This is a genomic window from Acetobacterium sp. KB-1 (genome assembly GCF_003260995.1).
Lineage (GTDB): Bacteria > Bacillota > Clostridia > Eubacteriales > Eubacteriaceae > Acetobacterium > Acetobacterium carbinolicum.
This window is the reverse complement of the sequence record NZ_CP030040.1, coordinates 2,893,961-2,912,431: the sequence shown is the minus strand read 5'-3', so window position 1 is coordinate 2,912,431 and position 18,471 is coordinate 2,893,961. Positions and strand designations below refer to the sequence as shown.

Here is an 18,471-nt window from a genome sequence, read left to right as displayed (position 1 = left end):
ATGATCTGAACGGCCAGTCCGATAATCAAAAGCAGGCTGCTGAATTGCAAAATTACCGTGAGATCGCCGCGTTTTTCCAAAAAATACTGAGAAATGATATTTAAAAAGCTGCCCGCAATAAAGGCCCCGGTCAGATAATCATAGATTTTTTTACGTGAAGCTGTATTTAAAATTATTTCGTCCTTGCTAAATGCCTTCATTTTCACCCATCCGTATTTTTTTATTGAATAAAAAATACCAGGCGTCACGATGTACATGATATTTGGAATCAACTGAAAAACAGCGATGGTCAAAAATAGTTGACTAAACACCTCTAAAATAATGCCTACTCCAAGCGAAACGAAAAAACACAGCAAGATAAATCGTCCCTGTTTTTTATTGTGCTGATTTTGGGTGTTTTTTGTCCAGTCAGCTAATAGCACCAGCCCCACCAGGATGCAGCCAAAGTAGTATAGGTTATAAAACTGATCCCAGACATTATTTCCCAAATGATTGATCCATCCAAAGGACGTACTTACTAAGTTATACTGAATAATGGCTAAGTTCCGGGCCAGCGCAAAAACGTAAATTATCACTGCCGCCGGTATATAGATCAGAAAATAAAGCCACCCCTGTTTTAACAGCTTATTCCGGTGGGTCAGAATTAACAAATAATGCAGGAGAATTCCCGGAAAGGTTCCCCAGCCCAATGCCGAAACCCGCCGCCAGAATAAACAGGTCTCATGATCCGGAGCCGAAACAGCCAGAGCAAAACCAATAGCCCAGACACTCATAAAAGTACACAATACAAAAAAAGTCGATAACTTTTTTCTTTTGAATTATTCAAAACAACATAGCTGCCAAAAAAACCATAGCTGCAACCAAGCATGAAAAATATAAACGAAATCAGTAATGGTAATGCTTCCACAATTGCTCCTTTCCTATGACAAGATTTTGATCACAAGAATTAAGATGTCGCTGTATTTTTGATTCATACCCATAAATTTTCTAATCTTTCAAATATCTGCTCATCTGACTTGGTCTTAAATATTTAACATGTTCCAAACCTTCTTCGTGATTTTTTGGTGTACACTCAACTTGAAACTGCAAAACATAAAATAGATTTTATGGAGGTTTTTTATGCCAAAAACGTATGTACTTGATACCAATGTATTGATTCAATCCCCCCATGCGCTGTTCGCCTTCGAGGATAACCGAATTGTGCTGCCCATTGCCGTGCTGGAAGATTTGGACAAACTTAAAAACGAGGACGGTGAGCGGGGCGCCAACTCCCGACAGTCCATCCGCTTTTTGGAGCAATTGCGACAAAGGGGTAATTTGTTTGAAGGCGTCAGTCTGGACAATGGCGGAACAGTTAAGATCGAAGCAAATTTCGCTTCAATTGATCTTCCTTATGGTTTTCAGAGCAACTCCAATGATAACCGGATTTTAAAAGTCTGCAAGGGTCTCATTAATCAGGACGAGCCGGTAACTCTAATCACAAAAGATATTCTCCTCCGCTTAAAGTCCCAGATGCTTTCGATCCCCACCGAGGATTTCACCGCCGAACAATCCCCTCTTTTGCAGGACCAATACACCGGACGCATGGAAGTGTATGTCCCAGACGAAAAAATGGAAGATTTAAAGAAAAAAGGAATCGCCATTGAAAATTTATATTATCTGGATGCCCATAAAAATAAAACGGCTGTTGTCCCTGAATATAATCAGTTTTTTATTATCCATTCTGATATCAATGAAAGAAAAACCCTTCTTGGCCGATATAATGGCAAAAAGATTGTTGGTTTAAAAAGCCAGAATCAGGAACCTTTTGGGGTAAAACCTAAAAATGTCGGCCAGCGTTTTTTACAGGAAGCCCTGATGCAGGACGCCGAAACCGCACCACTGGTCATTGTGAAGGGCACTGCTGGAACGGCGAAAACCTTCTATTCTCTGGCTGTCGGTCTCCATCAAACCTTAGACCCGGATTTTACGGGCTATCGCAAGATATTAGTAACCCGACCCAATGTTCAATTTGATGATGAAATTGGCTTTCTTCCCGGCAATGAGCAGGAGAAAATTGCTCCGCTTCTCCGCCCCATTATTGATAATCTGGAAGTTCTGATGGATCGCAGTGACAAATCCCGGTTCCAGAATGAAATCGAAATGCGAAAAAAAATTGAAGAGCTTTTTGAACGCGGCATTATTACCGCCGAAGCGATGAATTTCATCCGGGGCCGCTCCATTACTCACACCTACCTGATTATCGATGAAGCCCAGAACCTCACCCCCAAACAAGTTAAAGGAATTATAACCCGTGTCGGCAAGGGTACCAAAGTGATTTTACTCGGTGACCCACAACAGATCGACCACCCTTTACTGGATGAAAAAACCAATGGTTTAAGCTATGCTTCTGACCGAATGAAGGGCAGTCCCCTGTGTTTCCAATTGACCATGCATGCTGATGAGTGTTTACGTTCGGCACTAGCATTTGATGCAACCCAACGCATGTAAAACAACAGCTGTAAAAAACGGGAGGTGAGGTAGTCAAGCGTTGACTACCTCACCTCCCTTATTATTAAACCGAAAATGACCGGCCCGTTTTTTTTAATAAATCCCATAAAACTCTTCCATCGTTTTGCCACTGTTGTAAATGGTGGTTGCCACCGGAACACCCAGGTAGCGGAGATGCCAAGGTTCGTAAGCATACCCGGTAATATGGGTTTTTCCCTGGGGATAGCGAACAATAAACCCATATTCATGGGCGTGGTCTCTGACAAACTGACCTTCTGCTGTGGCACCAAAGCCTTCCACCAGATCAAAGGAAACGGTTGCCGATGTGACATCCATGGCGAGTCCCAATTGATGCTCACTCATTCCCGGCCGGGCACTGAGCAGTTCCGCTCCGGCCACCCCATACGTCTCCAGATGCCATTGATAAAGGGATGCCTGGGTCGCATAGGAGCGATACCCGGAAGAACAGTAGAGGGTTAATCCTTGAGCACTGGCGCCATTAAATAGCTTTATTAAATGCTGGGCAGCCTCAGCCCGGAGCTGGGTATCCCGGGTGGATGGCAAACTAACCCAGACCAGATCATCCGGAACATAATCCTGGGAGAGACTGTGGTTTTTATTAACCAACTGGGGCATCGAACCCAAGGCATTTTCTAAATTTTTGGGGCCACCTGATCCTTTTAGTTGGACCAGAATCCGAATCCCCTCCAATCTCAGGCCCAGACCTTCGGTTCCCGCACTTTCGCCATTCATCACCCAGGGCATCCATCCAAAACCTTCCACATAGGCGGCGTAATAAACTTCAAAAAGATCGGCATTGACACCGGTCAACTGGATTTGAATGCCCTCCAGACGAAGACCCTGATTCGAAGTCCCACTCATTTCGCCGTCCTGTTTGAAGCCCTGCCAGCCGACATTCTGGACATGAGTTTGATATTTTATCCCGACATTACTTTCAGAATTATCATTTTTAATTTCAATCGCTTCCAGGCGAAGATTCTGGCCGGTGGTTCCGCTTAATTCACCATTTTGTTTAAAGCCCTCCCAACCAATGTTCTGGATATGGGTCTGATAGGTCATTTGAAGATTTGTGGTGACAAACGGACGGTCTGTTGCACCCGGTGCCGGATCACCTTTCGGAACAACCATGATTTTAATCCCCTCCAGCCGAAAGCCAAATCCTTCGGTTCCGGCACTGCTACCATTTTTGGCCCAATCCAGCCAGCCAAAATTCTGGGCGTGAACCTGATAGTAAAGATCGTAATTCGCAGCATCAACCCCGGTCAGTCGGATTTTGATAGCTTCCAGACGAAGGGCCTGACCGGAGGTCCCGCTCATGGACCCATTTTTTACATAATTCTGCCAACCGATATTCTCCACATGGGTGGTATATTCCACCCCCACATCCGCGGTGACATTTTCCAGCTTCACTTCAATCCCCTCTAAACGAAGTCCCTGACCTTCTGTTCCACTCATCACGCCATTGCTGACAAAACTCTGCCATCCGACATTCTGGACATGGGTGCGATAGGAACAGCCTATCGTAGCACTTGCCGCGGGCTCCGAAGTCGTCGCCTGACCCTGCGAATCCGAATTGATATCGTTTTCATCATGCGCCGTACGATCCTCCGCTTTAACGCTACTTAACAGCGGCGTCATCCCCATTAATAAAGCCAGACAGAATAAACCAATCCATACGATTCTAATTGACCTTAATTTTAACATTTCATTCAACCTTTCTTTTATCGATCACATGTCATCTCATAAAAAAACATTCTCATAATTTATTCTATCATAAATCATGAGAATGGTCAGATAATTTGTTTTTTACTTGAATCATGTCTGCTGGACTTTTTAGCTGCTCTTTTCGGGTTGTTCGCTCGTGCTTTTACCCGGGGCGCTCTGCTTTTCTGAAATGAACAATCCCAATAGCGTCAGTGTAATGCCCAGAACAGCCATTCCGGTAAGTCTTTCCTGCAAGACAATCACCGATGTTGCCACGGTGATTACCGGCACCAGATAAATATAAACTGCGGTCTTCGTGGCACCCAGCCGCTTGACTGCGAGACTCCAGGTGACAAAGCAAAGTGCTGACGCCAGTAATCCCAAAAATAACATATTAAAAAGATAAACCGGTTGGGCAAATGGTTTAAAACTCCAATTGAAATTAAAAAAAGGCAGGGCTGGCATCATAAATAATATCCCGTAAAAAAAGATCCGCCGGGTGGTTTGAATGGGGTGATAACCAAAACCACTTATCTTCCTGGTGAGCACCGAATAAACTGCCCACACCCCGGCCGCCAGTACCGCCAGCAAATCACCAATGGGATTGAGTTGCAGCACCATGATCCCATTAAAGCTGATCAGAAAAATTCCCATGATGGCAGCAATAAAGCCGATGAAAAAATTCAGGCTCAATTTTTCGCCAGCCAAAAACAAATGGGCCAAAATAGCCGTGAAAAAGGGTGCAATCGAAATAATCACCCCGACGTTGGATGCATAGGTATAGGTGAGGGCAATGTTTTCAAGCAAAAAATAAAGCGTTACCCCACACAGACCGGCGCCCATCAAAAGAACTTCCTCAGACCTGCTGCGAATGCCCATTCGTTGCGGATAGACAAGGGTCAGGGCGATATACCCAATGGCGAATCGAAAAACCAGAATCTCGATGGGCGTAAAGACATCGAGTAAAATCTTTGTCGAAACAAAGGTTATCCCCCAGATAAAAATGGTAAACGCCGCAGCCAGATGGCCACTCAGTCGGTGTTCACGCATCAATTTTTACTCCCTTCGTCCCCATCTTTACCTTTCCAGATTTTTGAATTAGGGTTTGTAAAGTATTCGGGATAAAAATTTTCTGATATTGTTTGGGGGTAATTCCGATAAATTCTTTGAAAAAATTGGAGAAGTGACTCTGATCCGAAAAGCCCGTCTGGTGGGCTATTTCAATCGGTTCCACCCCATTTTCCAGCAAGTGCTTAGCCTGATTGATGCGTACTGTCTCCAGATATCGATAGGGTGTGATTCCCTTTGTTTTTGTAAACGCCCGTACCAGATAATATTTGCCGCATCCGATTAAGGCACATAAATCATCTAATGAGATCCGCTCCTTAAAATGTTCTTCCAGGTAATCACAGATCGTTTCAATGTCTTCATTGATTTTCACCCGATCACGATCTGATTCCCAGTTTCCATATTCTTCCACCAGTTGTTCAATCAAAAATAGAAAGGCTTCGTCCTTGTTAAATTCTTTTTCTTCCAGCATCAACATTTGATGCAGTTCCGCTAGTGCCTTTACCTGCTCGCACCGACATACCACCGGCTGTTTAAAATAAAGCGTATCCTGCTTCCCGGTAATTTCTAAGACCACGTCCCTCATTATTCCCGGTTTGATGTTGATACACCGGTAGTCCAGCGGGTTTTTATCAATTTGTTCGCAAAAATGGTTGTCGTAGGGATTAAAAAGTAATAAATCTCCCGGACCGACCCGGTATTCTTTGTTCTTACAGGACAGTTTTCGCTGTCCACTTTCAATAAAGCCAATCACATAATGCTCATGAAAGTGATTGGGGAATTTTTGAATAATGCCTTTTAGTCGAAAGGCTTCTATTTTCAGGGTGTGATCATAACGCACGATCCGTTCTTCATGGTGTTTCATCACGCTACCTCCGTTTCTATCCCAGTGTAACATTGATCTGATTTAATCTCTTGGATGATATTGCAGTTACGAAAAAAAACAGGAAATTACTTTCCTGCGTAAAGGTTCATTCTTTTGCCTCTGACAAAGCCAATCAGGGTGAGATTAAACTGGCGGGCCAGTAAAACAGCTTCATCGGTGGGGGCTGAATGAGAAGCAATCACCGGGATTCGGCTTCTGATCGCTTTTATGACCATATCCGAGGGAATCCGACCGGTGGTAAAGAGGATCGCCTCACCAAGGTTTTGTTCTGCCATTACGGCCTGGCCGATGGCTTTATCCACCGCATTGTGGCGGCCAATATCTTCACAGATAAAAGCCAGTTCCCCAGCTATACTCATGGCACAGCAGTGGGTTCCGCCGGTTTCGGCAAATAGTCCGGCATTTTGGTTACAGGCATTAGCCAGCATCAACACTGTTTCGTGGGACCAGTCATGGACCGGCAAGGGAACCAGGCTTTTTTTATAAGCAGCCTGACGGATTTTTTGGTTATTGCCACAAGAAATCGAGTTGCTGCCAGTGTCATGGCTAATTTCTGGTAATACCAGCGGTTTATTTAGCTGGACCTTAACGCGCTCCCCACTTTCGCAGACATAAATAAATTCAATTTCAGCAAAGTTTTCAATGTAGCCCTCACTGAGGAGAAACCCCATCACCAGGGCATCCAGTTTTTCTGGCGTGCAAACCAGCTTAAAGGCCAATTGATCGTTGATATAGGCGTTTAGATGATGTTCTACAATCACCAGATCAGTCATTTTTTCACCGATCAACTGATGATCTGCCTGTAGCCGTAATCGTTCGATTGAAAAATCTTCTTTTAAATTTAAACTGTGGGTTTCATTGATTATTTTCATCGCGCTTCTTTCTCCACTTTTTTACTATATACAATCGAGTATATCATCCACTTTCACGGAAAGTTGAATCTTAAACAAGGTTTCACTGTCAGATAAATCAAGATCGGTTATTTCAATGATCCGATTAATCCGATATTTCAGGGTATTATAGTGAATATGCAGACTTTTAGCCGTCAGGGTGGTGTCCTGATTATGATTTATATAGGCAACCAGGGTTTTTAAAAAACTGCTGCCTTTTTTCTCATCCAATTCTTTTAGTGCTCTTACCACCGGATGGATTAAATTCTTAATGTTTGTCTCACCTCTGAAGCTGAGGATCATATGGGGAATAATCAGTTCGTCATAACTTCTGATTCGACCCGGCTTCTTTAGCTGATCCCCTAAATTCAGCGCGTTGTGCGCCTGTTTATAGTGTTCACAAAAATCATAAAGATGATAAAATATTTTGCTGATCCCGGCAGTACAGTCATTTTCTTCCAGTAAACTCTCAAAAGAAGCCATTTCCCGTTCATTCTGGATTTCTTCGGTCATCGTGTCAAGCAAAATCACCAATTGTCCATTGTAAATGATCACCGTTTGACGATTAAAGAAATTCTGATAGATCCGTTTTAAATAATACAGGCGATCGTTGGTATTCTGGCGATTATCAATGCGAATGACCAGAGCGAAGAGATTTTTATAGAGCTTCAACCCATAGATTCTTTCCCGTTCCTCAATGGCCCTGTGATCATACATTTTCTGATTCAAAAGGGCAATCAAGAAGGTATCACTAAGTGAACTTGCGACATGACTGCTACCATTTATGTGCGCCATCGTCATGGCCACCGCATGACACAGCATAATTAAAATTTCCTTATCACTTTCGCTAATCGGATGATGATATTCCAACAGTTTGAGATATGCCAGCGGGCGATTATTGTCTAAAACCCGGCCAACCAATTGGCGATGGTTTAACAGACCGGTTTCCCAGATGACCAGCACCGTATCCCCCTCAAGCATGTCCGTTTGAGAGTCGTCGGTCATCACTGAGCGGGCGTACTCTTTATTGACATATCCCTTAGAAAGGGTCCATTCCCAGAGCGGTTCATTTTCAATATTATTGCCTCCGGAATGGGCAATAAAACAAAGTGAAACGTCCACCAGAAGTAACGGATTACAAAGCATCTGGTAGCCCAGATCGAGTAGTTGCTGGATGGTTGCGCCTTTCTGGCAAGCCTTTAGAATTTTTATTGAGCTGTCACCAACCCGATACTGATCCTCAAATAATTGTCTTATCTGTCTGACCACACGTTCCGGTTCCCACTCTTTATCGACCAGAATGGCATTGTTTTCGCGGAGTTGTTTTTCGTCCAGCGGCTCATTCTCAATGATGATAAAGTAATTCTTATTCCCCAGTGGCCGTCGGTAAATTTCTGACCCTTTTAGAACATAGACCTCGTCAGGCGATAAATCTGTGAGCTGCTCCGTAAAATAGTCAACGCCTTTAATCTCAATGTTTTCGCCGTCGCCACTACTGATCATTTTAAGGGAACGCCCATTCAAGACCGAAATAATTTTTTTAAGTGTTACTGCCATCAGAACCACCTTACTATCTTTTCGAATTTAACCCATTATATCACGAGGTCAAATCCCTGTACATTAAGGTCTTAAATAAAAACCTTTAACCCTGGTCGCATCCATTGATCCCAACCACCTCTTTGTAATCTTTTACAATTTCACCATCTGCTTCTTGTCAGTTTTTACAAGTTTCCTTTGTCGTCAGACTTCTTTCCGATCACTAAAATCTCAAACGCTCACAAAGACGAAAACGCTTGCAACTGATATACTGATAACAAAATAGGACTGACATGTCTTTAACAAAATCAAGGAGGATTTGAGATGGTACAACGATACACGCAATTATGTCCGGTCGCTTTCGGAGCAGGTGCCGTGAGCACAACTGGAGATGTGGCAAAAGAACTGGGATTCTGTAAGGTTTTAGTTGTAACCGATGAAAACGTTGAAAAATTGAGTCATATTCAAAAAGTAGTCGACAGTTTAGAGGCCGCTGGTATTGAGATGATTTTATTTAACCGCAGTGAAATGGACGCACCGGATTACTCTGTTCAAGCCGGGGCCGATCTTGCCAAAGGCGAAGCCGTCGATGGTATCATAGGTATCGGTGGTGGCAGCGTTCTGGATACCGCCAAGGGCATCAGTGTGCTCGCCGCAAATGATATAAACGTCGCCGAAATGCTCGATTACACCCGAAAAATGATGCCACTTGCAAATCCATCGATGAAACTGATTTTAATCCCTACCACTTCCGGTACCGGATCAGAAAGCACCTTTGTTGCCGTCATCAGTGACACAAAAACTCATGAAAAAATCGGAGTCCCTTCACCACCTAGCTTTGCCATTGTCGATCCGGAATTAACCCTGGGTATGCCGAAAGCAATCACCCTTTATACTGGTATGGATGCCTTGTCTCATGTATGTGAAGCCCTGACCAGTATTCAACCCAATCCCCATTCTGATGTACTTTGCTATGACACTATTGAGCGTATTTATAAGTGGTTGCCGGTGGCCGCCGATGAGCCCATGAATCTGGAAGCCCGGGAAAACCTGGCCCTGGCCAGCAACCATGCCGGCATTGCCTTTAATGATGCTATGGTCCATCTTGGTCATGCTATTGCCCACTCCCTGGGTGCAACCTACCACATTCCCCACGGTGTGGCCTGTGCGCTGGTAACACCAGTCATTATTGAACTGACGGCCCCGGTTTATCCTGACAAGATTAAAAAAATCGGTGCCTGTATGGGCCTAACCGTGTCATCAAAAGACCCTCAGGAAATTGGTCTGGCGGTCGCCAATCACCTTCGCACTTTTCAGAAAGAACTGGGCCTGCCAACCCTTACAGAACTTGATCTGACCCGGGAGCAGATTCTTGGTTGTACGGACTATGTCGCCAACGAGGGACTACGCTTCCTCTGCCCGGTTCCCGTTACCGAAGCGGTAATTACCGAATCCCTGGGCAAGCTTTACGATTCTTATCAATAAATTTCTGTCACTTTAAGATTAAAAAAGGAGAACACAATGTCATTTGAAAATCTTTTATCACCAATTAATATTGGCACCCTAAAACTTAGAAACCGGGTAGTCATGGGTGCCATGGGCTCAGGAACAGCCCATGATAACGCTACTGTTTCTGAATGCGAATGTGCCTATTATGCCGAGCGCGCCAAAGGCGGCGCTGGCCTGATTATTACCGAAGTCACCCGGGTCAACAACGAAACCGGGGTGATGATGCCGCGGCAAACCTCGGCAGCCACCGATGACTGCATCCCCGGGCTGACAAAACTGGCCCGAGCCGTTCATTTTTACGATGGTGCCATCTTTATCCAGCTGCACCATCCCGGCCGCCAAACCGATAATATGGCGATCGGCGGACGAGCGACCATTTCCCCCAGCGGCATCAAAAGTATGCTAACCCAGGCCGAATGCCGGGAAATGACCAATGCCGAAATCAAAAGCTTTGTTCAGGATTATATCAATGCCGCCGAACGTTGCTACAAAGCGGGGATCGACGGGGTTGAACTCCACAGTGCCCATGGTTACTTGCTCAATCAGTTTATTTCACCGCTGACGAATAAACGAACCGACGAATACGGTGGCAGCACCGAAAACCGTGCTCGCGTTATTAAAGAAATTATTGAAGGTATTCGCAAGCGACTGGGGCGGGACTACCCGGTGATGCTGCGGATCTCAGCGGATGAATTTCTGCGGGAATCAATGTTCCCCTTTTCCGAAGATGGCCTGCTGCTTGATGAAGCGATAGAAATCTGTAAATATCTGGTCCCCTTTGGTCTGGATGCGATCAATGTCTCCGCTGGTATTTATGAAACTATGAATCAGGCCTGGGAGCCGATTTCTTTTGCTGAAGGCTGGAAGATCTACCTGGCCGAAGCCGTTAAAAAAGCGGTGGATGTACCGGTCTTTGGCGTTGGTGTAATCAGAAACCCTGAGTTTGCCGAAAAAATCATTGCCGAAGGCCGGGTCGACGGGGTTACCATTGCCCGGGGCTTATTGGCCGATCCCGATTGGGTCAATAAGGCTGCCGCTGGGCAAGTCGATGAGATCCGCCGCTGTATTTCCTGTCTGAATTGTATGGACTCGATGATTGAAAATGGGATGAAGGGCGAACCCTTTGCCTGTGCCATCAATGCCCGGGCTGCCCGGGAATGGTTCTACAACGATGACCGCCGCGATGGTGATGGCCGTTTAGTGGTTGTAATCGGCGGCGGGCCAGCGGGAATGGAAGCCGCTAGAAAACTAGCGCAGCGCCAATTCAAGGTCGTCTTATTTGAGAAAAATAGTGAACTGGGCGGGCAGCTCTGCTTAGGCAACAAACCGCCCCACAAAGATAAAATCAACTGGCTGATTGATTATTATAAAACGCAACTCACAAAGCTCGGTGTGGATGTCCGCCTCAATACCCCAGCAACCCATAATGCCATAAGCGCCCTCGATCCTTATGCCGTCTTTGTGGGAACCGGTGCCGAAGCCATTGTTCCCCAATCGATCAAGGGTGTTAAAAAAGCCCATGTCTGTACCAGTTCTGATATTCTTTCCGGGAAGGTAACCTTAACCGGTAAAAAAGTAGCTGTCATCGGCTCTGGCATGACTGGGGTGGAAACGGCTGAACTTTTAGAAACCCAGGACAACGAGGTCTTTGTGGTGGAAATGGCGGATCGCATCGGACCCGATGCCAGCTGGCAGAGTTTCAGCGATGTCCAAGCCCGACTGATGCGCTTCGGCACTGTTTTTATGCCAGCTCACAAACTAGTTGAAATTGAAGATCAGTCCATTAAATTAGAGCAACCAGATGGCCAACATATTGACCTCGCTGTTGATCATGTGGTTCTATCCCTCGGTGTCAAAGCAGATCAGACGCTGGCGGATGAAATCCTCAAGAACTTTGACCGTGTCGAAAAGATTGGTGATACCGCCCAAGTCGGCCGCATTGCCAACGCCGTAAAAACCGGTTTTGTTGCCGCTTATCATTTAGTTTAGCACTTAAATCGCACACTATTCTTCTTTTATCTAAAAATTGGCGAATACCCCTAGTGGTATTCGCCAATTTTTTATAACTAATTTTTCACTGCTGCATCCTCAGAAACCAGAGCATTTCGCCCGGCATTTTTGGCCTGGTACAAAAGCTTATCAACCAGATTCATGGTACTGCTATAATTTCCCTTTTCGTAAGCGCATACGCCAATGGAGACCGTACAAGGAACTTGGGTTTGCCGGAATTGAAAAGCCTCTTTGAATTTATTGCCCCGTCTTTTGGCATTTTCAAGGGTTTCCCCTTCAATAATGACAGCAAACTCTTCGCCGCCATAGCGACAAACCACACCGTCGGAAAAATGTTCATTTAAGCACTGAGCCATTTCACGAAGAACCTGATCCCCGGCAGGGTGCCCATATTGATCATTGACATTCTTAAAATGATCAATATCCAATAACATGACGATCCCCTCCTGCTTAAGCAGATCAAAACAATCCACAAAATGCCGACGATTATAGAGTTTAGTGAGTTGATCGGTAATGGCCAAAAGCTCAACCTGTTTTTTTGCCTCGATTATTTCGGTCACATCGGTAAAAACCACAATGGTCCCATGACGTTTGCCAATCGGAATCAGACGAACCTGATAATGCTTATCACCCATCGATAGCGACTTCGGTTGGTTTATTTTAAGAAGCTGCGCCAACACTGTAAAATGTCCAACTGGGTCTCCCAGCTTAATTTGTCCCAAGGTTCCAAACAAACTACGGGTGGCCTGGTTCATTTTTAAAATATAGCCCTCACAATCCACTACAATCACAGCTTCATCAATGGTATCCAAAATCATTTCATGGGTTACTTCACTAAAAAAAAGAATATCGTAACGATAGATGCCACTGGCAATCAACACACTTAAAAAAACAAATGAAAAAGGAAGCAGATCAATTTCGCCAATTCCCCATCCCATCAAATAAATCGTACTCGTAATCACTGGTATCGCCATTCCTGCCAAAACCAGACCAACTCGCCTTCGCGATACCCCCCGGGTTTTGAGTAACCGATTGATCAGAACCACCATTGCGTATCCCATTGCAAAATAAAGGGCTGCAACCTGAATCTTATACCATAAACCCTTTTGGGTTACCAAAACACTAAATCCAAGTTCCGTATCCACCTCCAGATTAGCATAGTATAAATAATGTGTGGTATTGGATTGAACCATAAAAAAGGTGATTATACAAATGCCTAAAACAACTGCCATTACATAGGTATTGGCAAATCGCCGCTCGCCAGCATAGGTTCTGGTAAACCATAAAATAAGGATCGGATAGAAGGCCGCCCCAATATACTCGACCCGAATCCAATTGTAGATGCTAGCCAAATCTGAACTTAGCAACTCCATTCCATAAGCATAACTATGAATCGCCAAGGCAAACATCAACAGTGAAATCGCCTTGACCCCGGCAATATCCCGATGACGAAATCCGATTATCCCCAGAATTACCTGAACCAGAGATGAAATTATCAATAACGTACTGAGTGCTACATTCATCTATTCTCCCATTCCATTCAAACGATGTCTAAAACTGACGTTATCCAAAGCACCACCAACTACCCGCTATTTTATTCCGTCTTTTTAATTGTCGGCGGTTGCCAGGTCCCATCAAGCACCGTCTCCTGGGGCAGACAGAGTAACTTTGTGGTTTTCTTCATGACAATTCCCTTTCTTTAAAAGCGATACTGGTACTCAAATTGATCACCGTCGTTCGCGATAAACATCACATAGGAGCCGGCAGCGACCGGGACATCTTCAATCGCCGCATACATCGTATCATAAGCTACTGCCACAGCGGGATCATAAATCACGACCCGACTACCCTCAGGCAGGGTTACTCCAAAGCTACCATCGGCATCCAGCCTTTTGACGATATTTTCGCCGGTATCCCCAATAGCGATTTTTTCGCCATTCTGAAGACTTGGGACCACGGCGACATCCAGTAAGGTATAACCCATGGCTGTCATCGTTGTTTTTCCGTTTTCTTCTTTAATCATAGGTTCGACCAAATCCCGGGCATAAGCCAGATTCATGAACGCGGTATTTTCATCCTTTAACGGATAAGGTGTATAACCACCATCACTGCCGAAATAAATATACCCGGGAAACTCCGGTAAGCTCCCGGTCGTTGCGGAAAACGCATAAAGATCGATGGCACTGAGACTCACTGGAATCCAGGCTTTACCTTCAAAACGGCTGGTATCAACGGGATTATTGGCGGTAATATCTTCGGCGGTAACAATTGAATAGTCCGTATTACTCAGAGACTGGAGCACCAGTTTTTTTCCGAAGCTTTCTGATAATGACATCCGATGATCATTTTGCATATCAAAATATCCGTCGCCAGTATAAGGATAGCTTCCAGCCGTAACAAAAGCTTTACCATCAAAGCGCTTATACTCAAGGGTATTTTTTTGCTGATCAAACTCAATTTTTATGATACTGCCACTGGTTCCATAATATCCGGCAAAATCGAGAATTTCATTGGGAATGGGTGTCGCTGCAATGGTTTTTGTGTCCTCTGCGGCTTTTTCCGGAATAATACCTTTTTCTTCTAATAACGTCTGCGTAATGCTATTGGCAACGCCGGTTACATCCGCTACTCCAGCAAAAATTAATGCAACCGAAAGATTTTCTTCAGGAATCACGTAAAGCTGGGAATTAAACTGGAGGGTTCCACCGTTTTTACTGACCACGTGAACACCCTCTTCGGCAAAGGCGGCCACTGAAACCATATCCCAACCCAATCCGTAGTTAGTTATGGGTGTTCCCGACGGTACTGTTTCTTTTGCATATTGGGGGCTGGTATATTCGGTAAAAGACTCAGCGGTCATTAGTTTGTCACTTAACAATGCGTTGCTAAAGCGGCATAAATCAGCCGTCGTTGCGGAAATTCCACCGGTTCCCATCAAATTGATAATTTCTGACGGGAGAGCCAACCCATCGTCATTGCTATACTGCCAGGCGATGTTTGCATTTCCTTTCGCAAACGAACAGCTACTATTACGCATACCGGCTTTTGCAAAAATATTTTTATCCATGTACGCCGAATAACTCTGGCCGGACATTTTTTCAATCAGCACCTCAGCCAAGGTAAAACCATCGTTGCAATAAACACTGACCACCCCGGGATTCTCCTTTAATGTACTGTTAGCCAGATAATCCATAAAGTTTGCCAGAAAATCCGGATCTTCGGCTGTTGCAAAGCCATTCGGCATAAACGTCCCCGGTAGCCCTGACGAATGATTGAGTAGCATTCGCACCGTGATATCCTGATATCGGCTGTCTTGCATGGTAAAGTCCGGGAGGTAGTCCACCACTGGTTTGTCCAGCTCAAGCACCCCTTCTTCGACCAGCTGCATAATGGCCGCTCCGGTGAACACCTTGCTGACTGAACCGATATTATATTGGGTACTGGTATCTACAGCCAGCGCCTCCACCCGATTAGCCATGGCAAACCCCTCTTCATAGACAATTTTGCCATTATCCATGATCGCAATGGTCGCACTGGATGCCCCTCTTCCAATAACTTCCTTCCAAATTTCAGTCCGGGCCGTGGCAATTGTTTTTTCATAGCTCTGGTTCTGGCTTTGTGAAGAGGTTGTGGTGCATCCCGACACAAAAACAAGAAATAACAATAAACTGAGGAGAACACCTGCTAATCGTTTTTTTAACATTTTCTTCATCCTTTCAAAAATCATATAGCGTTTTTCACTATTTCTTTTTTTACCCTGATTCAATTGATTTATCAATTATTCTATCATAAAAACTAAGCGAAAAAGCACTGAAATTTTAACCGTCTTGTTAATTTTTTATTTGCAATACGTAATTAAAAAGGAGCCAATCGCTTTGTGTCGATGATTGAGCTTAACCTAAACGAAAATCTATTTCCCGATCTGACTTTAAGCTTCTCTTGATCATTTAGGTTGTTCCCTTTATAATCACTTTTCCTAAGGCACGAATAAATAAATTGATGGGTTAAAAATTTACTGCAAAAATACCAATATCAGGCTATAATAAGTATTAGCTAGACGCATAAATCTTTAAATTCTCTGGAGGTATTTCCATGAAGCTGGATAACGAACAATACCGGATCATTGTCGAGTCATCCCCCAATATGATCTGGCGCGCTGGTACCGATACCTTGTGCAATTACTTTAACACCACCTGGCTGAACTTTTCAGGCAAAACCATGGCAGAAGAAGTCGGAACTGGCTGGGCCGAGGGCGTTCACCCGGAAGACTTTGATATGTGCCTAAAAATATATTTAGACGCCTTTGCCAAGCAGGAATCTTTTGAAATGGAATACCGACTTAAACGCAGCGATGGCGTCTATCGCTGGATTAATGACCGGGGTGTTCCCTATTATCTTAATGATCATGAGTTTGCCGGATACATTGGCAGTTGCATGGATGTAACCGACAAGGTGGAAGGTCAAAAGATGCGGGATCTTGCCCAACGGGACGGTCTGACCCGGATCTACAGTCGTCAATATTTTGAACAGTTGGCCAATATTGAATTTTCCAAAGCCAAACGCTTTCAATCCGATCTTTGTATTGCCATGATCGACATCGATAAATTTAAGTGTATCAACGATACCTATGGCCATCATGCCGGGGATCTGGTGCTAAAAACTGTCGCCCAAACCATTAACGACAGCATCCGGACTTTTGACCTTTTTGGTCGCTATGGTGGGGATGAATTTGTATTGCTGATGCCAAATACGAATTATGCCAAAGCCGCCAGCATCATTTCCCGATTACAAGATATTTTGGACACCATCGCAATTACTTATAATGACGCCCTTATCCACGTCAGCGCCAGTTTTGGTTTATACCAGATGCATGACGAGGAAACCCTTGAGAAGGTTATCATCGAAGCCGATAAAAAGCTCTACGAAATAAAAGAAAATCTCAAAAATAATCAGGCCAACCGTTCATATGATTAACCACTTTTTTAATGCTCAAAAAAGTGGGGAAGAGATTATCTCTTTCCCCACCAATTGAACCTTATACATAATCAAGTTAATTATTTCGTAAACAAATTAATAATTACCAGCAGGATTACCGCTCCCACGCAAGCAACGAAAATACTCCATAAATTAAATCCGGTTACGCCTGTTGCTCCGAAAAAGCTAAATACAAAACCACCGATCATTGCTCCCAAAATTCCGACCACAATATTTTTAATAAGTCCCATCTTTTCATTGTTTTTAGTCAGCATGCTGGCCAGCCAGCCGGCTAAACCGCCAAGTATTATCCATGTGAAAAATCCCATAAGCTCACTTCCTTTCTTACTTCTATGTACTATTATACCCACTTATTTTAGAATAAATCATGCAACTCGTTGGGTGTCACAGTAAACCTCTTCAACTTAAAAACAGAGTTTCTTCATCATTACTTACCTTTAGTATTTTTTCACTTTCACCAGTTTTTTAAAATGCACCTAAGGTTTCAGATGTATAATCACAAACTGTAGACTTTATTTAATACTAACCGCATCTATTAAATGCGTTCATCATTGTTGAGATACTTGTTAGCTCTCCAGCCTTCATTGATATTGCGACGTTTCCCTATTCCTTGTTTACCATTTACTTATTGACACGACTAACTATAGAAAGGCACTTTTACTTTTAAGTGATAAAAAACAATGCAAATTAATTCAACCGAAGCACCCTTTTCTGAAGACCTGGATATTAACGGAAATTTGAAAGAGTTTCTCCTGCAACAACAGATTTATCGGGCTGCCATTAAAGAAATTAAAACCAAGCTTGAGATCCTGGATGAAGAATTTCAGGCCAGATATGATCATAATCCGATTCATCACATGGAGTATCGACTAAAAGCACCTCAGAGCATCGCCGAAAAAATGCAAAAAAAAGGGCTGGAGATCACGCCAGAAAATATCCGTAAAAACTTGACTGATATTGCCGGGGTTCGGGTCATCTGTAACTATCTAAATGATATTAACCATATTGCTAACCTGTTAGTCCGTCAAGATGATATTACCCTGGTTCGAAAAAACGACTATATTGCCGAGCCGAAGAAAAATGGCTACCGCAGCCTCCACCTGATTGTTCTGGTGCCGATTTTCCTGGCTGAACGAACTGAATCTGTGCCCGTTGAAATCCAAATTAGAACCATTGCGATGGATTTCTGGGCCAGTCTTGAGCATCAGCTTAAGTACAAAGGGCATAGTGACATGTCTGAGGGTCTCCGGGAACGGCTTAAATACTGCGCCGAGTCGATTACCCGACTTGATGAGGAAATGCAAATGATTTATGAAGAAATCACCTCTGATGACTGCGAACAAAAATAAAAAAAGCCGAGGC

General features: G+C 44.1%; 13 protein-coding genes and 1 pseudogene. 5 read left to right on the top strand and 9 right to left on the bottom strand.

Annotated elements, in window-relative coordinates; genetic code table 11:
• Positions 1-287: 287 nt before the first annotated feature.
• Positions 288-791 (bottom strand): annotated as a pseudogene (locus tag DOZ58_RS19280) (histidine kinase N-terminal 7TM domain-containing protein); the annotation flags it as partial.
• A gap of 328 nt (positions 792-1,119) precedes the next feature.
• Here DOZ58_RS19280 and DOZ58_RS13515 point away from each other — a divergent pair.
• On the top strand, positions 1,120-2,490 hold the full coding sequence (locus tag DOZ58_RS13515; RefSeq protein ID WP_111888769.1) for a PhoH family protein: 1,371 nt from the start codon (positions 1,120-1,122) through the stop codon (positions 2,488-2,490).
• Positions 2,491-2,583: 93 nt separating this feature from the next.
• Here the strand turns inward: DOZ58_RS13515 and DOZ58_RS13510 are convergent, their stop codons facing one another.
• From DOZ58_RS13510 to DOZ58_RS13490, 5 genes are all read right to left on the bottom strand, one after another.
• Complete coding sequence (locus tag DOZ58_RS13510; RefSeq protein WP_111888768.1) at positions 2,584-4,215, bottom strand: D-alanyl-D-alanine carboxypeptidase family protein; 1,632 nt, start codon at positions 4,213-4,215, stop codon at positions 2,584-2,586.
• Positions 4,216-4,344: 129 nt separating this feature from the next.
• Positions 4,345-5,265 carry a DMT family transporter gene (locus DOZ58_RS13505; RefSeq protein WP_111888767.1) on the bottom strand — a complete coding sequence of 307 codons (921 nt, stop codon included), beginning with the start codon at positions 5,263-5,265 and terminating at the stop codon, positions 4,345-4,347.
• Positions 5,258-6,148: an AraC family transcriptional regulator gene (locus tag DOZ58_RS13500; RefSeq protein ID WP_111888766.1), complete on the bottom strand. Its 891-nt coding sequence runs from the start codon at positions 6,146-6,148 to the stop codon at positions 5,258-5,260. The genes DOZ58_RS13505 and DOZ58_RS13500 overlap by 8 nt, the downstream gene beginning before the upstream one ends.
• Before the next feature lie 86 nt (positions 6,149-6,234).
• Entirely contained in the window at positions 6,235-7,041 is an 807-nt protein-coding gene (gene fdhD / locus DOZ58_RS13495) for a formate dehydrogenase accessory sulfurtransferase FdhD (protein WP_111888765.1), read from the bottom strand.
• A gap of 24 nt (positions 7,042-7,065) precedes the next feature.
• On the bottom strand, positions 7,066-8,616 hold the full coding sequence (locus tag DOZ58_RS13490) for a CdaR family transcriptional regulator (protein WP_111888764.1): 1,551 nt from the start codon (positions 8,614-8,616) through the stop codon (positions 7,066-7,068).
• A 303-nt stretch (positions 8,617-8,919) separates the two neighbouring features.
• On the opposite strand from DOZ58_RS13490, the gene DOZ58_RS13485 reads away from it, so the two are divergent.
• Both DOZ58_RS13485 and DOZ58_RS13480 read left to right on the top strand, forming a co-directional pair.
• Entirely contained in the window at positions 8,920-10,080 is a 1,161-nt protein-coding gene (locus DOZ58_RS13485) for an iron-containing alcohol dehydrogenase (protein ID WP_111888763.1), read from the top strand.
• Between the two features lie 36 nt (positions 10,081-10,116).
• Positions 10,117-12,093: an FAD-dependent oxidoreductase gene (locus tag DOZ58_RS13480; protein ID WP_111888762.1), complete on the top strand. Its 1,977-nt coding sequence runs from the start codon at positions 10,117-10,119 to the stop codon at positions 12,091-12,093.
• A gap of 77 nt (positions 12,094-12,170) precedes the next feature.
• Here the strand turns inward: DOZ58_RS13480 and DOZ58_RS13475 are convergent, their stop codons facing one another.
• Together DOZ58_RS13475 and DOZ58_RS13470 are read right to left on the bottom strand one after the other, a co-directional pair.
• Positions 12,171-13,637: a histidine kinase N-terminal 7TM domain-containing protein gene (locus DOZ58_RS13475; RefSeq protein ID WP_111888761.1), complete on the bottom strand. Its 1,467-nt coding sequence runs from the start codon at positions 13,635-13,637 to the stop codon at positions 12,171-12,173.
• A gap of 176 nt (positions 13,638-13,813) precedes the next feature.
• Positions 13,814-15,817 (bottom strand): serine hydrolase, encoded by a 2,004-nt coding sequence (locus tag DOZ58_RS13470; RefSeq protein ID WP_162624522.1) that lies wholly within the window; start codon positions 15,815-15,817, stop codon positions 13,814-13,816.
• Positions 15,818-16,206: 389 nt separating this feature from the next.
• Between DOZ58_RS13470 and DOZ58_RS13465 the strand changes: the two genes are divergently transcribed.
• Complete coding sequence (locus tag DOZ58_RS13465; protein WP_111888759.1) at positions 16,207-17,088, top strand: diguanylate cyclase; 882 nt, start codon at positions 16,207-16,209, stop codon at positions 17,086-17,088.
• 80 nt (positions 17,089-17,168) lie between these two features.
• Here the strand turns inward: DOZ58_RS13465 and DOZ58_RS13460 are convergent, their stop codons facing one another.
• Positions 17,169-17,417 (bottom strand): GlsB/YeaQ/YmgE family stress response membrane protein, encoded by a 249-nt coding sequence (locus tag DOZ58_RS13460; RefSeq protein WP_111888758.1) that lies wholly within the window; start codon positions 17,415-17,417, stop codon positions 17,169-17,171.
• A gap of 372 nt (positions 17,418-17,789) precedes the next feature.
• Here DOZ58_RS13460 and DOZ58_RS13455 point away from each other — a divergent pair, with 372 nt between their 5' ends.
• A complete protein-coding gene (locus DOZ58_RS13455) occupies positions 17,790-18,458 on the top strand; it encodes a GTP pyrophosphokinase family protein (RefSeq protein WP_111888757.1) in 669 nt (222 codons plus the stop codon).
• Positions 18,459-18,471 lie beyond the last annotated feature (13 nt).